15 protein-coding genes, 1 riboswitch and 1 other annotated feature are annotated in these 19370 nt (G+C 30.2%); of the genes, 14 read left to right on the top strand and 1 reads right to left on the bottom strand.

Annotation, left to right across the window (positions count from 1 at the left end; translation table 11 throughout):
- The first annotated feature begins 398 nt into the window (after nt 1–398).
- The 5 genes from M2214_RS01725 to ilvB all read left to right on the top strand — a co-directional run bounded on the left by M2214_RS01725 (nt 399) and on the right by ilvB (nt 7331).
- Nucleotides 399–2090: a putative bifunctional diguanylate cyclase/phosphodiesterase gene (locus tag M2214_RS01725; RefSeq protein WP_248482096.1), complete on the top strand. Its 1692-nt coding sequence runs from the start codon at nt 399–401 to the stop codon at nt 2088–2090.
- Nucleotides 2091–2292: 202 nt separating this feature from the next.
- Nucleotides 2293–2555, top strand: a binding site (T-box leader).
- A gap of 89 nt (nt 2556–2644) precedes the next feature.
- Complete coding sequence (locus tag M2214_RS01730; RefSeq protein ID WP_248482098.1) at nt 2645–2866, top strand: ACT domain-containing protein; 222 nt, start codon at nt 2645–2647, stop codon at nt 2864–2866.
- A 124-nt stretch (nt 2867–2990) separates the two neighbouring features.
- Complete coding sequence (gene ilvC / locus M2214_RS01735) at nt 2991–3983, top strand: ketol-acid reductoisomerase (RefSeq protein ID WP_248482100.1); 993 nt, start codon at nt 2991–2993, stop codon at nt 3981–3983.
- Between the two features lie 27 nt (nt 3984–4010).
- Entirely contained in the window at nt 4011–5660 is a 1650-nt protein-coding gene (gene ilvD / locus M2214_RS01740) for a dihydroxy-acid dehydratase (RefSeq protein WP_248482102.1), read from the top strand.
- 24 nt (nt 5661–5684) lie between these two features.
- The gene (gene ilvB / locus M2214_RS01745) at nt 5685–7331 is read left to right on the top strand and encodes a biosynthetic-type acetolactate synthase large subunit (RefSeq protein WP_248482104.1); all 1647 of its coding nucleotides are present in this window, start codon (nt 5685–5687) and stop codon (nt 7329–7331) included.
- A gap of 80 nt (nt 7332–7411) precedes the next feature.
- On the opposite strand, the gene M2214_RS01750 is transcribed toward ilvB, so the two are convergent.
- Nucleotides 7412–8059, bottom strand: a complete 648-nt coding sequence (locus M2214_RS01750) for a 4Fe-4S binding protein (RefSeq protein ID WP_248482106.1) — start codon at nt 8057–8059, stop codon at nt 7412–7414.
- Between the two features lie 249 nt (nt 8060–8308).
- Nucleotides 8309–8418, top strand: a riboswitch (TPP riboswitch).
- Nucleotides 8419–8498: 80 nt separating this feature from the next.
- Between M2214_RS01750 and M2214_RS01755 the strand changes: the two genes are divergently transcribed.
- The 9 genes from M2214_RS01755 (at nt 8499) to M2214_RS01795 (ending at nt 19359) form a co-directional block, all read left to right on the top strand.
- Nucleotides 8499–8792 (top strand): thiamine-binding protein, encoded by a 294-nt coding sequence (locus tag M2214_RS01755; protein WP_099191607.1) that lies wholly within the window; start codon nt 8499–8501, stop codon nt 8790–8792.
- Nucleotides 8764–9537, top strand: a complete 774-nt coding sequence (locus M2214_RS01760) for an ABC transporter permease (protein WP_248482114.1) — start codon at nt 8764–8766, stop codon at nt 9535–9537. Before M2214_RS01755 ends, M2214_RS01760 begins: the two co-directional genes overlap by 29 nt.
- Nucleotide 9538: 1 nt before the next feature.
- Nucleotides 9539–10534, top strand: coding sequence for an ABC transporter substrate-binding protein (locus M2214_RS01765; RefSeq protein WP_248482116.1), 996 nt, complete (start codon nt 9539–9541; stop codon nt 10532–10534).
- Nucleotides 10515–11243 (top strand): ABC transporter ATP-binding protein, encoded by a 729-nt coding sequence (locus M2214_RS01770; protein ID WP_248482118.1) that lies wholly within the window; start codon nt 10515–10517, stop codon nt 11241–11243. Before M2214_RS01765 ends, M2214_RS01770 begins: the two co-directional genes overlap by 20 nt.
- A 298-nt stretch (nt 11244–11541) precedes the next feature.
- Entirely contained in the window at nt 11542–12957 is a 1416-nt protein-coding gene (locus M2214_RS01775) for a sodium:solute symporter family protein (RefSeq protein ID WP_248482120.1), read from the top strand.
- A 403-nt stretch (nt 12958–13360) separates the two neighbouring features.
- Nucleotides 13361–14461: an NAD/NADP-dependent octopine/nopaline dehydrogenase family protein gene (locus M2214_RS01780; RefSeq protein ID WP_248482122.1), complete on the top strand. Its 1101-nt coding sequence runs from the start codon at nt 13361–13363 to the stop codon at nt 14459–14461.
- Nucleotides 14462–14699: 238 nt separating this feature from the next.
- Entirely contained in the window at nt 14700–15404 is a 705-nt protein-coding gene (locus M2214_RS01785; protein WP_248482124.1) for a FadR/GntR family transcriptional regulator, read from the top strand.
- 511 nt (nt 15405–15915) lie between these two features.
- Entirely contained in the window at nt 15916–17388 is a 1473-nt protein-coding gene (locus tag M2214_RS01790) for an amino acid permease (RefSeq protein ID WP_248482126.1), read from the top strand.
- A gap of 303 nt (nt 17389–17691) precedes the next feature.
- Nucleotides 17692–19359, top strand: a complete 1668-nt coding sequence (locus tag M2214_RS01795) for a glycoside hydrolase family 13 protein (RefSeq protein WP_248482128.1) — start codon at nt 17692–17694, stop codon at nt 19357–19359.
- Nucleotides 19360–19370: the final 11 nt, after the last annotated feature.

Genomic DNA, 19370 nt, shown 5'->3' on the forward strand with positions numbered 1-19370 from the left:
TAATAACTAAAGTTTAATACTTAAGCGAAAAATCACGCTCATTGAAATAACGCTACTTGGTTAGCGTTTCAATAGGCGTGATTTTTAATGTGGCTGTTTAAACATTTGTTTTGGATTTAATAAATGGCGTTGTTAAAAAATTCCTCATTTAATAGGATCAATCACTGTATTATCTGATATATGGATTGGTGATATACTGTCATATCTCTGAGTTGTGAAATATGTAAAAAAGTTTTAATACTTTAACTATATTATATGTATAAATTTGTTCTATATGGTCTTTATTGGTTGAATTTGATATAATTAGTTAGTTAGAATCTTATATGATAATAGTCTTTTGGAATTTGTTATAAATTTAACTTAATTAATAATGTTAAATTTGGTATGGGAGAATGTCTATGGATAACAAAAATTATAAAAAAAATATTGTAAAAATATTTGTTTTTTTAATATCATTATTTTTATTAATAGCTTTTATATTAGTAAAAAATAATTTGGATATAGATATTGGTGATTTTATATTTGAAGGAATTTGTTTTATTATAGTTATAATTGGTTTTATTATTTTACTGGAATTTAAAGTAAAACCATTAAGTATTGGGTTTGCAGTTTTTGCAATTTCAATATTCAATGATTCTCTTGATGAACTTAAGTTTATTTCATTTCCAGAGTGGCAAAACATTATATTTGAAAAAGCTTTTTTGGGATTAGGAATAGCATTAATTGTATATGGTTTTTATAAAGCTATTGAAGAAAAAAATATCCTTTTGAAAGAACTAAACTACTTGCTATTTAGTGACCCATTGACCAATTTACTTAATAGAAGAGCTATAGAAAATAAACTATCAGAATCTATTGAAAAAACATCAAAAAACAATGCTAAAGTAGGAATTTTATTTATTGGCCTAGATAAATTTAAGTTAATAAATGATTCATTAGGGCATAGTGCTGGGGATTATATTTTAAAAAAAGTTGCTAATAGATTAAGAGTAATTATTAGAGAAGAAGATGCAATTGCTCGTTCAAGTGGAGATGAGTTCGTATTAATATTAAATGAGATTAATAAATTAAATGAAATAGTAGATATAGTTAAAAATATTATAGATATTTTTGAAACCCCTTTTACGTTAAAAGAAAAAGAAGTCGATATTAATTGTAGTATTGGAATTTCAATATTCCCTGATAACGGAAATAACGTAGAAACTTTATTTAAGAATGCTGATATAGCAATGTATAAATCTAAAGAAAATCAAAGAAATAATTATGAATTTTATAACGATATAATGAGTGAGCAAATGGATAAAAAACTTGAAATAGCACAAAGGTTTAGGGTTGCATTAGAGAGAAAAGAATTTATTCTTCATTATCAACCTAAGGTAAATATTAAAACAAACAAAGTTACTGGATTAGAAGCTTTAGTAAGGTGGAAACATCCTAAAAAAGGATTAATTTATCCAAATAATTTTATACCAGTAGCAGAAGAAACAGGTTTAATCAAAAAACTTGATCAATACATATTAGAATTATCTTGTTTACAAATTAAAGAGTGGTTAAATAAAGGTATAACTTCGCCAAATATTTCGGTAAATATTTCTGGAAAAACATTTTATGAAAATGACTTTCTTGAAAAAATAGAATATACATTGAAAAATACTGGAATTGACTCATCGTTTATAAGTATTGAAATTACTGAAACGGCAGCTATGAAAGATAAGGAATATGCTTATAAGGTTTTAGAACAAATAAGAGAGAAAGGAATAAAAATACTATTAGATGATTTTGGAAAAGGATATTCATCATTAAGTTATTTAAAGTATTTTCCAATAGATATATTAAAAATAGATAAATCGTTTGTTGATAAGATTTGCTATAATAATATAGATAGTTCTATTATGAGAGCTATAGTTGATATGGCTAAAGCATTAAATCTAAAAGTATTGGCAGAAGGGGTCGAAACAGAAAAACAATTAAGACTTTTAGAAGATCTAAATTGTGAAGAATACCAGGGGTATTTATTTAGCAAACCACTTCCTGTAGATAAAATTGAAATTATGCTAATTGAAAATATAGAAAAAACAGAAGCAATTTAACTTAAGTTGGATTGCTTTTATTTTTTCTATATTCTAAAAAGAACTTTGAGTAGTTAAAGCTAAGTTGTCATTAAATTTGATTTCGCATGATGAATATACAGATAATTCATAAAATAATATTTTTTCAAAAAAATTAAACAATATGATTGACATTAAATGTTAAAGCATTTATAATTCATATTAACACAAAACAAGTTAATATTTCAAAACAAAGATGGAGACAAAAATATTCGTAGTTTAATTACAGAGAACCAACGTTTGCTGAGAGTTGGATTAAACAGAGTATGTAATGATCACTCCTGAGTTGCTAAGTTGAAAGAAATTTTTCGAGTAAATAAGGACGGTTACCACCGATATATGGTTAGGGTTCACTAAAGTATTTAGCTTTGGTCGACCTGAATCGAGAAGGCAATTTTTGAGATTGCAAGTAGGGTGGTACCGCGAATATAATCTTTCGTCCCTATAAATACATAATAAATGTATTTATAGGGACGGAAGATTTTTTTATTTTTAAGATTATATTAAATTAATAAAAAAGAAAGGGTGTGTATAAAGTGGAAAGTAGAGTTTGTGCGAGATTAAATCAGGGGATAGATTCTTTTATAAGAGTAACTAGTGTGCTTAGAAGAAAAGAATTTAATATAAAAGAGATTAACATGAAGTCTCAAAGTAGTCATATAGATTTGGATATAGTTGTATATGATGAAGGATTGACTGGAAGTGTTGTTAAGCAGATGTCTAAGCTTGCAGATGTAAAAGAGATAAAAGTTATATAAAAAAGTCTTTCTTTGAAAGATTTTAAATGTAGACTTTTTTGAAACTCATAACGGAATTTATATTTATCCAAAATTTAAAAATGAATATAAGTTCCTATTCGTTATAAGAAAAGGGGAGATTGTGATGAGTAAAATGTATTATGAAAAGGATTCTAGTTTAGAGGTATTTAAGGGAAAGAAGGTTGCTGTTTTAGGATATGGAAGTCAAGGGCATGCTCATGCACTTAATTTAAAGGATAGCGGCGTTGATGTTGTTGTAGGCTTACATGGAAAAAGTAGATCAAGAGATAAAGTAAAAGCAGATGGGCTTGAGGTTATGAATGTTGATGATGCTGTTAAGGCTAGTCAAGTTATCATGATGTTAGTTCCTGATACAAAGCAAAAAGAAGTGTTTGATGAAAAAGTTAAGGCGAATTTAGATGAAGGAGATGCATTGGCATTTGCTCATGGATTCAATATACATTTTAGCCAAATAGTACCTCCGAAAAATGTAGATGTATTTATGGTAGCGCCTAAAGGACCAGGACATTTAGTTAGAAGAGTTTATCAAGAAGGAAAAGGAGTTCCAGCACTTCTTGCAGTGTATCAAGACTATACAGGAAAGGCTAAAGAGTTAGGTCTTGCTTATTCTTATGGAATAGGGGCATTAAGAGCTGGAGTACTTGAAACTACTTTTAAAGAAGAGACAGAAACAGATTTATTCGGAGAGCAAGCTGTACTTTGTGGAGGAGTAACTGAGCTTATAAAAGCTGGGTTTGAAACATTAGTTAATGCAGGTTACCAAAAGGAAGTAGCATACTTTGAATGTCTTCATGAAATGAAACTTATAGTAGACCTTTTATATGAAGGTGGATTTGAGAAGATGAGACACAGTATAAGTGATACTGCTGAGTATGGAGATTATATGGTTGGAAGAAGAATTGTAACAGATAAGACTAGAGAAGAGATGAAAGGCGTTTTAAGAGAAATACAAACTGGAGCATTCGCAAAGGATTGGATAATGGAGAATAAACTAAACAGACCAGTATTTAATTCATTTAAGAAAAGAGAACTAGAGCATCCTATTGTTGAAGTTGGTAAAGAGCTTAGAAGTATGATGTCTTGGATAGAAGAGTAATAGATTAGCTAAATAGGAGGGTTATATATGAATAGCAATAAAGTAAAACAGGGGATAACTAAGGCACCACATAGATCACTACTTAAAGCAGCAGGGCTTACAGATGAAGAAATAGATAAGCCTCTTATTGGAGTTGTAAATTCATTTAATGAAATAGTACCAGGACATGTTGAACTTAGACAGATTGCAGAAGCTGTAAAAAGAGGTGTTCTAATGGAGGGAGGAACCCCTCTTGAGTTTCCATCAATAGCAGTATGTGATGGTATTGCTATGAACCATGAAGGAATGAAGTATTCTCTTGTTAGTAGAGAAATAATAGCAGATAGTATAGAGATAATGACGAAGGCGCACGGTCTTGATGCGTTAGTTTTAATACCTAGCTGCGATAAGGTAGTTCCAGGAATGTTGATGGCTGCTGCAAGAATTAATATACCTAGCATTGTTGTAAGCGGTGGACCTATGCTTGCAGGTAGATTTAATAATGAAAAGGCAGATTTAACAACTGTATTTGAAGGTGTTGGTAAGGTGTGTTCGAATAAAATGAACGAGGAAGAATTAAAGTGTCTAGAGGAAAGTGCATGTCCAACTTGTGGATCTTGTTCTGGAATGTTTACTGCAAACTCTATGAACTGTATGACAGAAGCTTTGGGAATGGCGCTTGATGGAAATGCTACAATACCAGCAGTATATTCTAGTAGAAAAAGACTTGCAAAAAGGACTGGTATGCAAATAATGAATTTGTTAAAAGAGAATATACTTCCAAGAGATATACTTACAAAAAGATCATTTGAAAATGCATTAACTGTAGACATGGCACTTGGATGTTCAACTAACACAGTTCTACATTTAACTGCAATAGCAAATGAAGCGGGTATAGATGTTAATTTAGATAATATAAACTACATAAGCTCTAAAACCCCAAATCTGTGTAAACTAAGCCCTGCTGGAAATTATCATATAGAAGATCTTGATAATGCAGGTGGTGTTTTAGCTGTGATGAATGAACTGTCAAAGAAAAACTTAATAAATTTAAATGTACCTACAGTAAGTTCAAAGCCTTTAAAAAATATATTAAAAGATAAAAAAAACAGTGAAGTTATAAGGGATATAGATAATCCTTTCAGTAAAGATGGTGGAATAAAGGTATTATTCGGTAATTTAGCTCCGGAAGGTGCAGTTGTAAAAAAATCTGCAGTTAAAGATAGCATGATGAAAACAGCATCTACTGCAAAGGTATTTGATAGTGAAGAAGAGGCTGTTGAAAGTATTTTAAGTGGAAAAATAGAAAAGGGAGATGTAGTAGTAATACGATATGAAGGACCAAAGGCAGGTCCTGGAATGAGAGAAATGCTAACACCTACATCGGCACTAGTTGGAATGGGACTTGATGATAGTGTATCACTTATAACAGATGGTAGATTCTCGGGGGGAACTAAAGGCGCGGCAATAGGTCATGTTTGTCCAGAAGCTATAGACGGCGGAATTATAGGTTTAGTTAAAGACAATGATTTGATAAGTATTGATATAGATAAAGGTATTATTGAGCTTAAAGTAGATGATGAAGAATTAAATATAAGAAGAGAAAGCTTGAACTTAAAGACTAAAAATTATAGTGGGTATCTTGGCAAGTATTCAAAGATAGTTCAGAGTGCTTCAAAAGGAGCTGTATGTATTTAAATAATTAAGGGAAGGAGATAAACTATGAATGGAGCTAGATTATTGCTTGACTGTCTAAAAAAGCAAGGTGTAGATACACTATTCGGATATCCTGGAGGGGCTGTTATTCCGTTTTATGATGCATTATATGAATATGGACATTTTAATCATACAAGAACTGCCCACGAACAAGGAGCAATTCATGCAGCAGATGGATATGCAAGAAGTAGTGGTAAGGTAGGAGTATGCATTGCAACATCAGGACCAGGTGCTACTAACACTGTAACTGGTATTGCAACAGCTTTTATGGATTCTATTCCGCTTGTTGTAATAACAGGTCAAGTTCCAACAACATTGCTTGGTAGAGATTCTTTTCAAGAGATAGATATAACAGGGGTCACAATGTCTATAACAAAGCATAACTACCTAGTTAGAAATGTAGAGGATATACCTGAAATAATTAAAGAGGCTTTCAAAATTGCTATTACAGGAAGACCGGGTCCAGTACTTATAGATATTCCAAAAGATATATTCTTGGCAGAATACGAAGAATGTTTATTTGATAATTTAAATGAGGATGAGATTAAAGAATATGAAGAGGATTTGGATTTAACAGATGTAGTAAAGATAATAAACGAATCTAAAAGGCCTGTTATATATGCAGGCGGAGGTATTAAAATAGCAAATGCTAGCAATGAGTTTAACGAGTTTGCAAACAAATTGGATACCCCTGTTGTAAATACTTTAATGGGGCTTGGAAGTATAGATAGAGAATCTGAATTATCACTTGGTCTTGTAGGCATGCATGGCTTTAGAGAGAATAACCTAGCTGTAACGAATAGCGATTTGATAATAGCTATAGGGGCAAGGTTCAGTGATAGAGTTATAGGCAATTCTAAAGGATTTGCACCTAAAGCTAATATAATACATATAGATATAGATGCTACTGAGATGAATAAAAATAAAAAATCTCAGTACCATGTTGTAGGAGATGTAAAAAAAATACTACAAAAACTTACTAAATATGTACATGCAAAGGATAATACAAATTGGAAAGAAAATATTAGAAACTATAAGTCAGAATATAGAGTCGACAAAGATTTATTTCATCCTGAAAATATATTTAGTTCATTAAATAAGAAATTAGATAAAGATGTATTAGTAGCAACAGATGTAGGGCAACATCAATTATGGACTGCACAGTATTTCAATTTTAAAAATGATAGACAATTTATAACATCGGGTGGTCTTGGAACTATGGGATTTGGGCTTGGAGCTGCTATAGGTGCACAAGTAGCTAATAAAAATAAACAGGTTATGTTAGTTACTGGGGACGGAAGCTTCAATATGAACTGTAATGAACTATTAACTATAGCAAAATATAAGCTGCCAATTATAATAGTTCTTTTAAATAACAAAACTCTTGGAATGGTAAGACAGTGGCAAAATTTATTTTGTGACCAAAGATACGCTGAAACTGATAATGATTTTAATACTGATTATAAACTGCTTACTAAGGTATACGGTATGAAGGGATATAGCGTAGATTCTATTGAGGAGCTAGACGAAGCTTTAAGTGATTGTAATTTAGGAAAAGATCCTGTGTTTATAGAGTGTAATATAGATAAGGATTTTGGAGTATATCCAATAGTTCCACCTGGTAAAAATATAGATGAGCTGGTAGAAGCTTAATATATATTTGAAACTTTGCTATGTATTTAAAAATATATTGATGAAACTAAACTGTCTACTCTATAGAGTAGACAGTTTGGTTATAGTTTATAATTTATAGCATTTTTAGGACAACATGTCATACATTTCCCACATTGAATACAATCAGGGTGATCTAACTTATTTTCTTTATAATTATAAGGAACAATACCCATTGGACATTTTTTCTCACATAATCTACAAGAAACACAGGATGAAGATACATTAAGTACCTCTTTATCTTTCTTTAAATAAGATATAAATGCAGTCATACTTCCCATAGGGCAGAAATTACACCAGCTTCTATAGTTATAAAAAAATGATAAACATATTCCAACTAAAGTAGTAACTACTATAATTCTATAGAACACCATTCCAATACCTGCAGTATTCCCCCAATTTTTATATATTCCACTCCCAAACATATAGAACAGAAAAATAATAACTAATACTCTGAAGATATTTGATTTTAAAAGTTTAGGCACAGGTTTATTATTACTGAATTTAGAAATAATATTATCAAAAAAACTTCCTCTAGGACAGATATTTCCACACCAGAATCTTCCTTTATTAAAAAAGGCAAAGACTAAAGGTCCTACCATACAAATTACTGCAGCTAACGCAATTCGTTTATCAAATAATCCAGCTACTATAAAAATTAATAATAAAATATATCCGTATTTCTTCCAAACTCTTAAAAGATTATTCATATTCTCATCTCCTTTATTATTGATATACCATACCTGGGTATACTAAATAATATGTTCGTTTTCTTCTAAATGTTACACATGATTTTGCATAAGTTAATCTGATTAAACACAAACTAAACAACAGAGTAGCCTTTAATATTAAGTTAAATTGTACTTTTATATAGTTAAATGAATTTGGTATGATTTGGTTTTGAATAAAGCTATATTAATATTGACTAAATATGATTTTATATATAAAATGAGTATGAATTAAATAATGAGGGGAGCTAAATTAATTTGGCTGAGAGGAAGTTGCGTTATTTCGACCCTTATAACCTGAAATGGATAATGCCAGCGTAGGGAATGTATATTCGTAAAGTTTATTTGTATATAAAACCTTTATCCTATGTGGGTAAAGGTTTTTTTATGTATGAAGGAAAGTATAAAAGGAGATGATTTTATGTCAGTAGTTACAAATGTAAGTATTCAAGTTATACCTAAGGTACCAGATGAACAAACTTATTATGTCGTTGATAAGGTTATTGAGTACATTGATTCATGTAATATAAAATACGAGGTTGGGCCTATGGAGACTACTATGGAAGGAGATTTGGACACTCTTTTAAATATTGTAAAAGAAGTTCAAGAGATATGCGTAAAAGAAGGAGCTAGTAGAGTTGCTTCTATTGTAAAAATAGACTATAAGCCAAAAGGTGTGACTATGCATGAAAAGATTGGGAAATACAGAAAATAAATTTATCCCAGCTATATTTTTTATAAGTATATTATTTATATGGCAGATTGTCGTAGACAAAGGAATAGTACAAAGATATATATTGCCATCTCCAACAGATGTAATATCAGCTTTAATAGATATAATGCCAAGTATTAAGGTACATATAGTTACTACACTTTATGAAGCTTTTTTAGGATTTATAATAGCTATAGCATTTTCTTTAGTTTTAGCTATACTTATGGATAATTTTAAGATAATAAAAAAAGCTTTGTATCCTTTAGTTATAGTATCTCAAACTGTTCCTATAGTTGCTATAGCACCTCTTTTTGTAATATGGTTTGGCTTTGGCATTATGCCAAAGGTTATAGTGGTAGTTCTAGTTTGCTTTTTTCCAATAGTTATAAGCTTATTAGATGGGCTTGAATCTGTTGATGAGGATATTATAAATCTGTTAAAAACTATGGGAGCATCTAAAATGCAGATATTTAAGATAGCTAAATTTCCAGCTTCTATGACTAGCTTTTTTTCTGGAATTAAGGTAGCTGCAACCTACAGTATAATGGGTGCTGTTATTGGAGAATGGTTAGGAGGAAGCTATGGTTTAGGGGTATATATGCTAAGGGTTAAGCATTCGTATAATTTAGATAAGATGTTTGCAGTTATTCTTATAATTGTTGTACTTAGCATAATTTTGTTTAAAGTAATAGATGTTGTTCAGGAGGCTTTAATGCCATGGCAAAAAAACAATAATAGGAGGAAATAAAATGATTAAAAAATTAATATCAATTATATGCATAATGACTTTAATTATAATCTCAGTAACAGGATGTGCAGATAAGAAAACTTCAGATAATGAACTTAAAAAAGTTACAGTAGTGCTTGATTGGGTTCCAAATACTAACCATACAGGACTTTACGTTGCAAAGGATAAAGGATACTTTAAAGAAGAAGGACTAGATGTTGAGATAATTCAACCATCTCAAGGTGGAGCAGCAGCACTAGTTGCAGCTGGACAAGCTGATTTTGGGATAAGTTATCAAGAAGAAGTAACTTATGCAAGAACTAGTAAAAATCCACTTCCAATAAAAGCAGTAGCTACAATAATACAACATAATACTTCTGGATTTGCATCACTTGTAGATAAAAATATAAAATCTCCAAAAGACTTTGAAGGAAAGAAATACGGTGGTTGGGGATCTTTAGTAGAACAAGAGATGATAAAGAGTTTGATGACAAAAGATGGTGGAGATTACAACAAGCTTGAAATGGTAGATATAGGATCGCAAGATTTCTTTACAAGTGTTCAAAATAATGTGGACTTTACATGGATATACTATGGATGGGATGGAGTAGCAGCAAATGTGAAAAATATTCCTATAAACTTTATATCTATTAAAGACCTAGACGAAAATCTTGACTACTATACACCTGTTATAATATCAAATGAAGATACATTAAATAATGATGCAGATATGGTTAAAAAATTCTTAAAAGCTACAACTAAAGGATATGAATACTCAATAAATAACCCTGAAGATGCAGTTGAATCTTTATTAAAAGAAAGTCCTGAAATAGATAAGACTATAGCTGTTGAAAGTCAAAAATATTTAGCTAAAGAATATAAAGCAGATGCTAATAGATGGGGAGAAATGAAGGATAGTGTATGGGCTAATTACTCTAATTGGATGTATGAAAAGAAATTAATAGAGAACGAATTAGATGTAAAAGAGGCTTTTACAAATGAATACTTACCAAAATAAAATAGAATTAAAAAATATAAAAAAATACTTTGACGATAAAATAATATTAAATGATATAAATATAAACCTAAAAGAAGGCGAATTTGTATCGTTATTAGGACCTAGTGGAAGTGGTAAAAGTACGATATTTAATATAATATCTGGACTTATAAAGCCTAATGAAGGTGAAGTTTTAATAGATACTGATTCAAGAGTTAGCTATATGCCTCAAAAGGACTTGCTTCTTCCGTGGAAAAAAATAATAGACAACGTATCTATACCTCTTACAATAAGAGGATATAGCAAAAAAAATGCTAGAGATAAAGTAAAAGATTATTTTAAAGCATTCTCATTAGATGGATATGAATATAAATATCCATCTCAACTATCGGGAGGAATGAGACAAAGGGCAGCATTTATGAGAACCTATATAAACTCAAAGGATATAATGCTGCTTGATGAACCATTTGGAGGATTAGATGCTATAACAAAATCCAATATGCATGAATGGCTGTTGAATGTATTAGAAAGGTTCAATACATCAGTATTGTTTATAACTCACGATGTTGAAGAAGCAATACTCTTATCAGATAGAATATATATTCTATCTGATAAGCCTGCAAGTGTAAAAGAAGAGATAATTGTAGATCTTGATAAAAAGAGGAGTAAAGATATAGTTACTTCTAAAAGATTTAATGAGATAAAAAAATACATTCTTGATATAATGTAGGGATTTAAAGGAGCATAAAAAACTTTTCAAAAAAGTTTTTTATGCTCCTTTTTTTGATTTTAGAAGTGAATTTTTGGCAATACTACTCATATATCATATACCCCCTAGGGTATTAGCTTTCGGATAAAAATAAATAATTGTTTGTTATTAGATAAAGAAGTTATTCAAATATCTTTTTTTTGCTTATGCAAATTCTGAAAATTTAAAATATTTAAAAAAATAAGGAATATTTAATGTATGGTTGTAGTACAATTAAATATAAAACTTAATAATAAAAAAACAGATTGGAGGTAATTATATGAATCCTATAGTGTTAATGACAATAAGTACAGCTATAGTATTAGCTGGAACAGGTTTACTCTCGTTTTTCATGGGGAAAAAGACAAAGTCTGGTGAAGACTGGGCTGTCGGAGGACGTTCTCTTCCAATGTATGTAATTGTAGGGACTCAATATGCTACTGCCATGGGAGGTGGTATGTTAGTTGCTCACGTTGGAATTGGATACAAAAGTGGATGGTCCGCACTGACATATGGACTTTTAGTATCAGCAACACTGGTTATACTTACTTTAATAGCTGAATGGCTTAGAAAAGAAAACTTTACTACAGTTCCAGAAATATTAGAAAGGTTATATGGAAAGAATAAGCTTCTTTTAGGAATGGCAACATTTATGACTGTAATAGTACCTTTTGGATGGATATGCACACAGTTAGTTGCATTTGGTAAGCTATATTCATCTCTGACAGGTTTTTCAATGCCAGTATTAATTACTGTATTCGCAGTAATAAGCTTGGCATATGTCCTTCCAGCAGGTTTAACATCAGTTGCTTGGACAGATTTTATATTTGGATGTTTGATGCTTTTAATGTCAGTAGTATCTGTTATATTCACTATAAAAATGGGTGGAGGTATTAGTAATATAGCTGCTAATGTACCGGCAGAAATTTGGGAATTTCCAAAGGGCATGGGAGCGGTTGGTGGATTCACAGTATTGCTTTGGTCTTTATCTATTCTTCCAGGTGGTCTTACAAACCAAATGTATTATCAACGTATTTATGCTGTTGATAAAGTTAGTATGGTAAAAAAGAGTCTTTTAATAAGTGCAGTTGTTATTTTGACAGCAGATATATGGTCATCATTTATGGGATTATCAATAAGAGCAATGAATCCAAATTTAGCGCCTGAAATGGCTGCAGGGTGGTTTTTAACTCAGGTTCCTAGCTGGTTTATGGCTATATATTCAGGTTTTCTTGTTGCTACAATAATGTCTACAACAGATAGTGCTGTTCAATCTATAGTTGTAAATCTTACAAGAGATATTTATAGCAAAATAATTAATCCGAATTGTGATGAGAAGAAAATGGTAACTCTTTCAAGAGTATTATCAGTAGTAGTTACGTTCACAGCTGTTGCATTAGCAATATATTATCCACATGCATTAAAATGGCTTGTAGCTACGTATGCTTTTTCAGCTGCAGGACTATTATGTCCTATATTTGTAGGTTATTTTTTTAGAAATAAGGGATTCCTTACAGTTCAAGGGGCAATAGGAAGTATGTTCTGCGGAGCCATAGGATGTGTATATGGAAATATTATACACTCTCAAATACCGTATGCTGCATTTGGTATTGTTGGTTCTTTTTTAGGACTTATCATAATAAGTGCATTAACAAGAAAAAAAGGTCCTGAAGAGTCTATTATAGATGCTGAGTAAAACTGACAATTAAATAAGACTTGTCAATTAAGATGTTCACTTATAATGTGGAAAATTGAATATGATCTATATAACTATTTATGATTATAAATGTAATACAACTGAACAATAAAACAATTGTATATTTTTTACTTATAAGTGAATTATATGATTGATTAATTGTAGATAACATTGATGAAAGAACTACATTTCCAACTATTTTAAGCAACAGAGTCGTGAGACTTGTTGGCGACATGAGTCAGTGCGTAGCAACTAGACGAATTTTTTTATTAGTAAATGTAGGACATTTATACATACATACAATTATTTAATTAAATCATATTTATCCAAAAGCTAAAAATTCAGTTGGAGTAAAAACTCCATCTGAATTAAGTTTCACTTTATATAGGGGGGAGTTTTTATAATGAAAAATAATAATAAAAAACTTAATTGGGCTATTATAGGTGGAGGTAATGGAGGACAGTCAATGGCAGGACATATAGGAATTAAGGGTTTTCCAGTAAAATTATATGATATAAATAAAGAGACAACTGAAGCTATAAATGATAAGGGTGGTATATATGTTGATGGAGCAGTTAAAGGCTTTGGAAAGGTTGATTTAGCAAGTACAGATATTTCTAAGGTACTTGAAGATTCAGATATAGTAGTTGTTGTACTTCCTTCTCTATATCATGCAAGTATAGCAAGAAAATGTGCACCACATCTAAAAAATGGTCAAATAATTCTTATTCATCCAGGATCAACTTTAGGTGCATTGGAATTTAAACATGTCCTAGAACAAGAAAAATGTAGTGCAGATGTAGTAGTAGCAGAAGCTCATACACTTTTATATGCTTGTAGAGCAACAGAACCCGGTCGTGCATATATTTTTGGTGTTAAAAATTCTGTAATGACAGCAGCGCTTCCAGCAACAGAGAATAAAAGGGTTATTGATAATTTAAATATAGTATTTCCTCAGTTTAAAGAAGTAAAAAATGTTATTAAAACAAGTCTTGAAAATACAAATGCGATGATGCATCCAGGTCCATCTCTTCTTAATACATCTAAAATTGAATCACAGGAAGATTGGTTATACTATTATGATGGAATTACTCCATCAATTGGAGCATATGTAGAAAAAATGGATAAGGAAAGAGTTGAAATAGGAAAGGCGTTTGGAGTAAAAATAACACCTATAAAAGATCAATATAGGGAAATGTATGATGCAAAAGGAGAAACTCTTACTGAACTAGTTAGAACAACTAAGGCGTACGATGGAATAAAGGGTCAAAAAACACTTAAAACTAGATATATACTTGAAGATATTCCAAACTCATTATTGCCTATAGTTTCACTAGGAAAGATGACAGGTGTGAATGTAGATAAAATGGAAACGATAGTAAAGCTTGCGAAACATATGCTTGGAGATGATATTCAAGAGGGAAGAACCCTTGAAAATGTTGGAATACAAGATTTATCAGTTGATGAACTTATAGAGTATGTAGAAACAGGAATAAAAAAATAAGAATAAAAATTAAATTAGTATATATATTATAAAGAGTACTTATCCTTTAACCTGTATTTTTAAAATTAAACAAAAGGTAAAGGATAAGTTATTTTTGAGTGAGTAAATATGAATATTGATTTTGGAAAAAATTCCTAATATTCAAAAAAATATGTTATAATTTTAATGAGGCTAATGTATGACAATTGGACATGTAATTAAAATAGAAATAATATACTAAATAGGGGGAGGGAGTTAAATGATAAAACCAGTCAGTAAAACAACTTTGTATGAAGAGGTTATAAAGGAAATAATACGAATGATAAAGGAGGGTCAATGGCTTCCAGGAGATAAAATACCAGGTGAATTATCCTTATCTGAGTCATTTAATGTAAGTAGAAATATTATAAGGGAAGCATTAAAATCTTTGGAATTATCAGGGGTTGTAGAAGCTAAACCAGGGAGAGGAACATTTTTGACTTTAGATTCTCTAAAAAATATAGCTATGATGGACTTGTTGTGGTCACTTAAAAGTGATAGCTCAATTATTGAACTTATGGAAACACGGTTAATAATTGAGCCTCAATTAGCGTTTTTAGCAGCTGAGCGTGCCAATCAAGATGATATAAAAATATTAGAAAATATATTGGAAAAAAGTATTAATGCTGTAGAAAATAAATCATATACTGTAAAAATGGGTCATGAATTTCATATGACACTTGCAGAAATCTCTAAAAATAAGACACTTAGTAAATTTTTACACTCTATAACCAATGAACTTAATGCACAAAGGTTTATGTATGTTAATGATTATGTTGACTACAAGATACTTTCGAATGAAGTTATAGAGCATAAAAAGATATTTGAGTACATAAAAAATGGAGAAGGAAAAAAAGCACAGGATTGCATATATGCACATATTAATAATAGAATACAATTAATAAAAGATGATTTTTCAAAATAATATGTTAAAAAGTTATGGGTAATTACATATAATTTTTATTATATGTAAGAAAATTATAATATTCTTAAAGAATAAAAAATATTTTATGAATGTTACAATAGAATCTATGAAAATTTGATAATTCAGTAGTTAAGCACCTGTGAAAAATACCAGGTGTTTTTTTATGTTTAACAAAACTATTAGTTCATTAAATGCAAGTTTTGAATATTATATGCAATATAAATTGCAAATAATCAAAAAATGATAATTTAAAATATAATTGGTTAAAATTCAGAAAAAGGTGAAAAATGAGGGGGTTTAGAAGGAATTCAAGCAGATTCTTAAGAAAAAATGCAATTTAGACAGCAATAAAGAGTGAAGTTATGCAAGCGAAGTTGCAAAAAATGATTGTAAAACAGTTAAAATAATGATAATCTTAAAAAGGAATATCAAGAGGATAGAAAAACGAATAAAGCATATAGTGCGTGAAAACGATTTCAAGAATTGAATTAGACAGGAGGAAATTTATATTATGAGTGATAATCAATCTAAAAACATGACGTGGCGCAATCTCGCTTTGATGTGTTTCGCTATTGTATGGGGATTTGGTAATGTTGTTAACAACTTTGCTAATCAAGGATTACAAGTAATTGTATCATGGATATTAATTATTGGAATGTATTTTATCCCATATGCATTAATGGTAGGAGAGTTAGGATCTACTTTTAGAGAGGGAAAAGGTGGAGTAAGCTCATGGATAGGAACTACAATGGGTCGCAGATTAGCTTATTTAGCAGGATGGACTTATTGGGTTGTGCATGTACCTTATTTAGCACAGAAACCTCAGAGTGTAATGATAGCACTTAGTTGGGCTGTATTCCAAGATGGAAGTATAGTTAAAAGCATTGATCCGTTGATTTTACAAACAATTTCATTACTTGTATTTATATGTTTCGTATGGATTGCATCAAGAGGTATTACTTCATTAAAGAGAATAGGAACTATAGCAGGTTCATCAGTATTTGTAATGTCGCTACTATACATATTATTAATGATTACGGCACCTGCAATTACAGGTATTAAGCCTGCAACAACAGATATGAGTTTTAAAACATTTATTCCAACCTTTGACTTTGCATACTTTACTACAATATCTATGCTAGTATTTGCAGTAGGTGGATCAGAAAAAATAGCTCCTTACATTAATAATATGAAAAATCCATCTAAGGGATTCCCAAAGGGAATGATTGCATTAGCGGTAATGGTAGCAATATCAGCATTATTAGGTTCATATGCAATGGGAATGATGTTTGATGCAAATAATCTTGCTTCAGATTTAAAGATGAATGGACAATATTATGCATTTAAAAAATTAGGTGAGTATTATGGTTTAGGAAATATATTCTTAATTTTATATGCTTTATCTAATACAACAGCTCAAATATCTGCATTAATGATATCAATCGATGCTCCACTAAAAGTATTATTAGCAGATGCTGATTCAAAATATATTCCTAAGGCATTAACTAAAACTAATAAATATGGAGCTCCAATTAATGGATACAAAATGGTTACTGTTTTAGTTGGTATTTTAATAATCATACCTGCATTAGGTATAGGTGATATGAATTCACTGTATAACTGGTTATTAGACTTAAATTCAGTTGTTATGCCAATGAGATATTTATGGGTATTCTTAGCATATATGGCTTTAAGAAAAGCTGCTGCTGGAAAATATTCTTCAGAATATAAATTTGTAAAGAATTCTAAGTTAGGATTTGGAATTGGTTTATGGTGTTTTGCATTTACTGCATTTGTATGTATTATGGGTATGTTCCCAAAAGGTGTAGAAACATATACATCTCAGTGGTACTTCCAAATTACTCTTAACGTGTTAACTCCATTTATTCTTATAGGATTAGGATTAATCTTACCTATAATAGCAAAGAGAACAAACAGCACAGATGATTTAAATAGTTCAGAAAGTGAAGATGTTATAGCATAAAATTAAAATAGCTAAAGCTTTAGAGCTTTAGCTATTTTTTTCTTTATAGGAAAATAATAACTAAAATTTGAATGAAAATTTAAAAAATATTATAAATTTAAAGGAAAACGCTTGACGAATCTATAAATTTATAATATTCTTATAATAAGAAAATTAGTTACAAATAAGTATAAAATTCGATATATTTTTTACACATTTATGCAACCGTTTGCACAAAGAGTTAATAATAAACTTAGTAAGCAAATATATTTTTTTAATGTTTATGCAATCGTTTGCATAAAATTATATTGAGGGGGGTTCTACATGAAAAAAGTATGGTGGAAAGAGGCGGTAGCTTATCAGATATATCCAAGAAGTTTTATGGATTCAAATAAAGATGGAATAGGCGATTTAAATGGTATAATTTGTAAATTAGATTATTTGAAAGATTTAGGAATAGATGTAATCTGGATTTGTCCAATGTATAAATCCCCTAATGATGACAATGGATATGATATAAGTGATTATCAAGATATAATGGATGAATTCGGAACAATGAATGATTTTGATAATTTATTAAATGAAGTTCACAACAGAGATATGAAGCTAATAATAGATTTGGTTGTGAATCACACAAGTGATGAACACCCATGGTTTATAGAATCAAAATCTTCAAAAGAGAGTCCGAAACGTGATTGGTACATATGGCATGAAGGCAAAGATGGAAAAGAACCAAACAACTGGGAGAGTATTTTTGGAGGATCAGCTTGGGAGTATGATGAAAAGACTGATGAATATTTCTTACATTTATTCTCTAAAAAACAACCAGATTTGAATTGGGAAAATGAAGATGCACGACAAGCAGTATACAATATGATAAATTGGTGGCTGGATAAGGGTATTGATGGATTTAGAGTAGATGCTATTAGCCATATAAATAAAGAAAAAGGATTAAAGGATATGCCTAATAAAGAAGGTCTTAGATATGTACCTTCATTTGATAAGCATATGAATGTAGATGGAATTCATAAGTATCTCGAAATGCTAAGAGACAACACCTTTGCAAAATACGATATTATGACTGTGGGAGAAGCAAATGGAGTTAAAACTGAAGATGCAGAGCTTTGGGTTGGTGAAAAGCAAGGTAAGTTCAACATGGTATTCCAATTTGAACACTTAGACTTATGGGATGCTCAAACTAATAAAGAATTAGATATAGTAGAGCTTAAAAAAGTACTTAGTAAGTGGCAAAAAGGTCTTGAAGATAAGGGATGGAATGCACTATATATTGAAAATCATGATATACCACGTGTCGTATCTACTTGGGGAAATGATAAAGAATATCTAAGAGAATGTTCAACATCACTAGCACTTATGTATTTTATGATGCAGGGCACACCATTTATTTATCAAGGTCAAGAAATTGGGATGACTAATGTAGCATTTAAAAATATAGATGAATATAACGATGTTAGAACTAGAAATATGTATAATATAAAAATAAATGAAGGTATGTCTCATAATGAAATAATGGAGCTTATATGGGCAACTTCAAGAGATAACTCCCGTACTCCTATGCAGTGGGATGATACAGAAAATGCAGGATTTACAACTGAACAGCCTTGGATTGGTGTTAATTCTAACTATAAGGACATAAATGTAGCTAAGCAGTTGAATGATCCAAAATCAGTGTTAAACTTTTACAAAAAAATGATAAATATAAAGAAAGAAAATGAAATATTCACATATGGAAAATATGACATTATTTTACCAAATCATGATAAAATATATTCATATACTCGTACTTTAGGAAATGAAAAAGTAGTAGTTATATGTAACCTAAAAGATACTAATACTTTATATGAATACAATGACTTTGATTTAAGTTATGATGGGCTTTTATTATCTAATTATGATGTAAAACATCATGATAATACATCTACTATAAACTTAAAGCCATATGAGGCGAGATTATATAAGGTTGCTAAATAAACTTAAGGGAG

It is taken from the genome of Tepidibacter aestuarii (genome assembly GCF_934924865.1).
GTDB classification, from domain to species: domain Bacteria; phylum Bacillota; class Clostridia; order Peptostreptococcales; family Peptostreptococcaceae; genus Tepidibacter_A; species Tepidibacter_A aestuarii.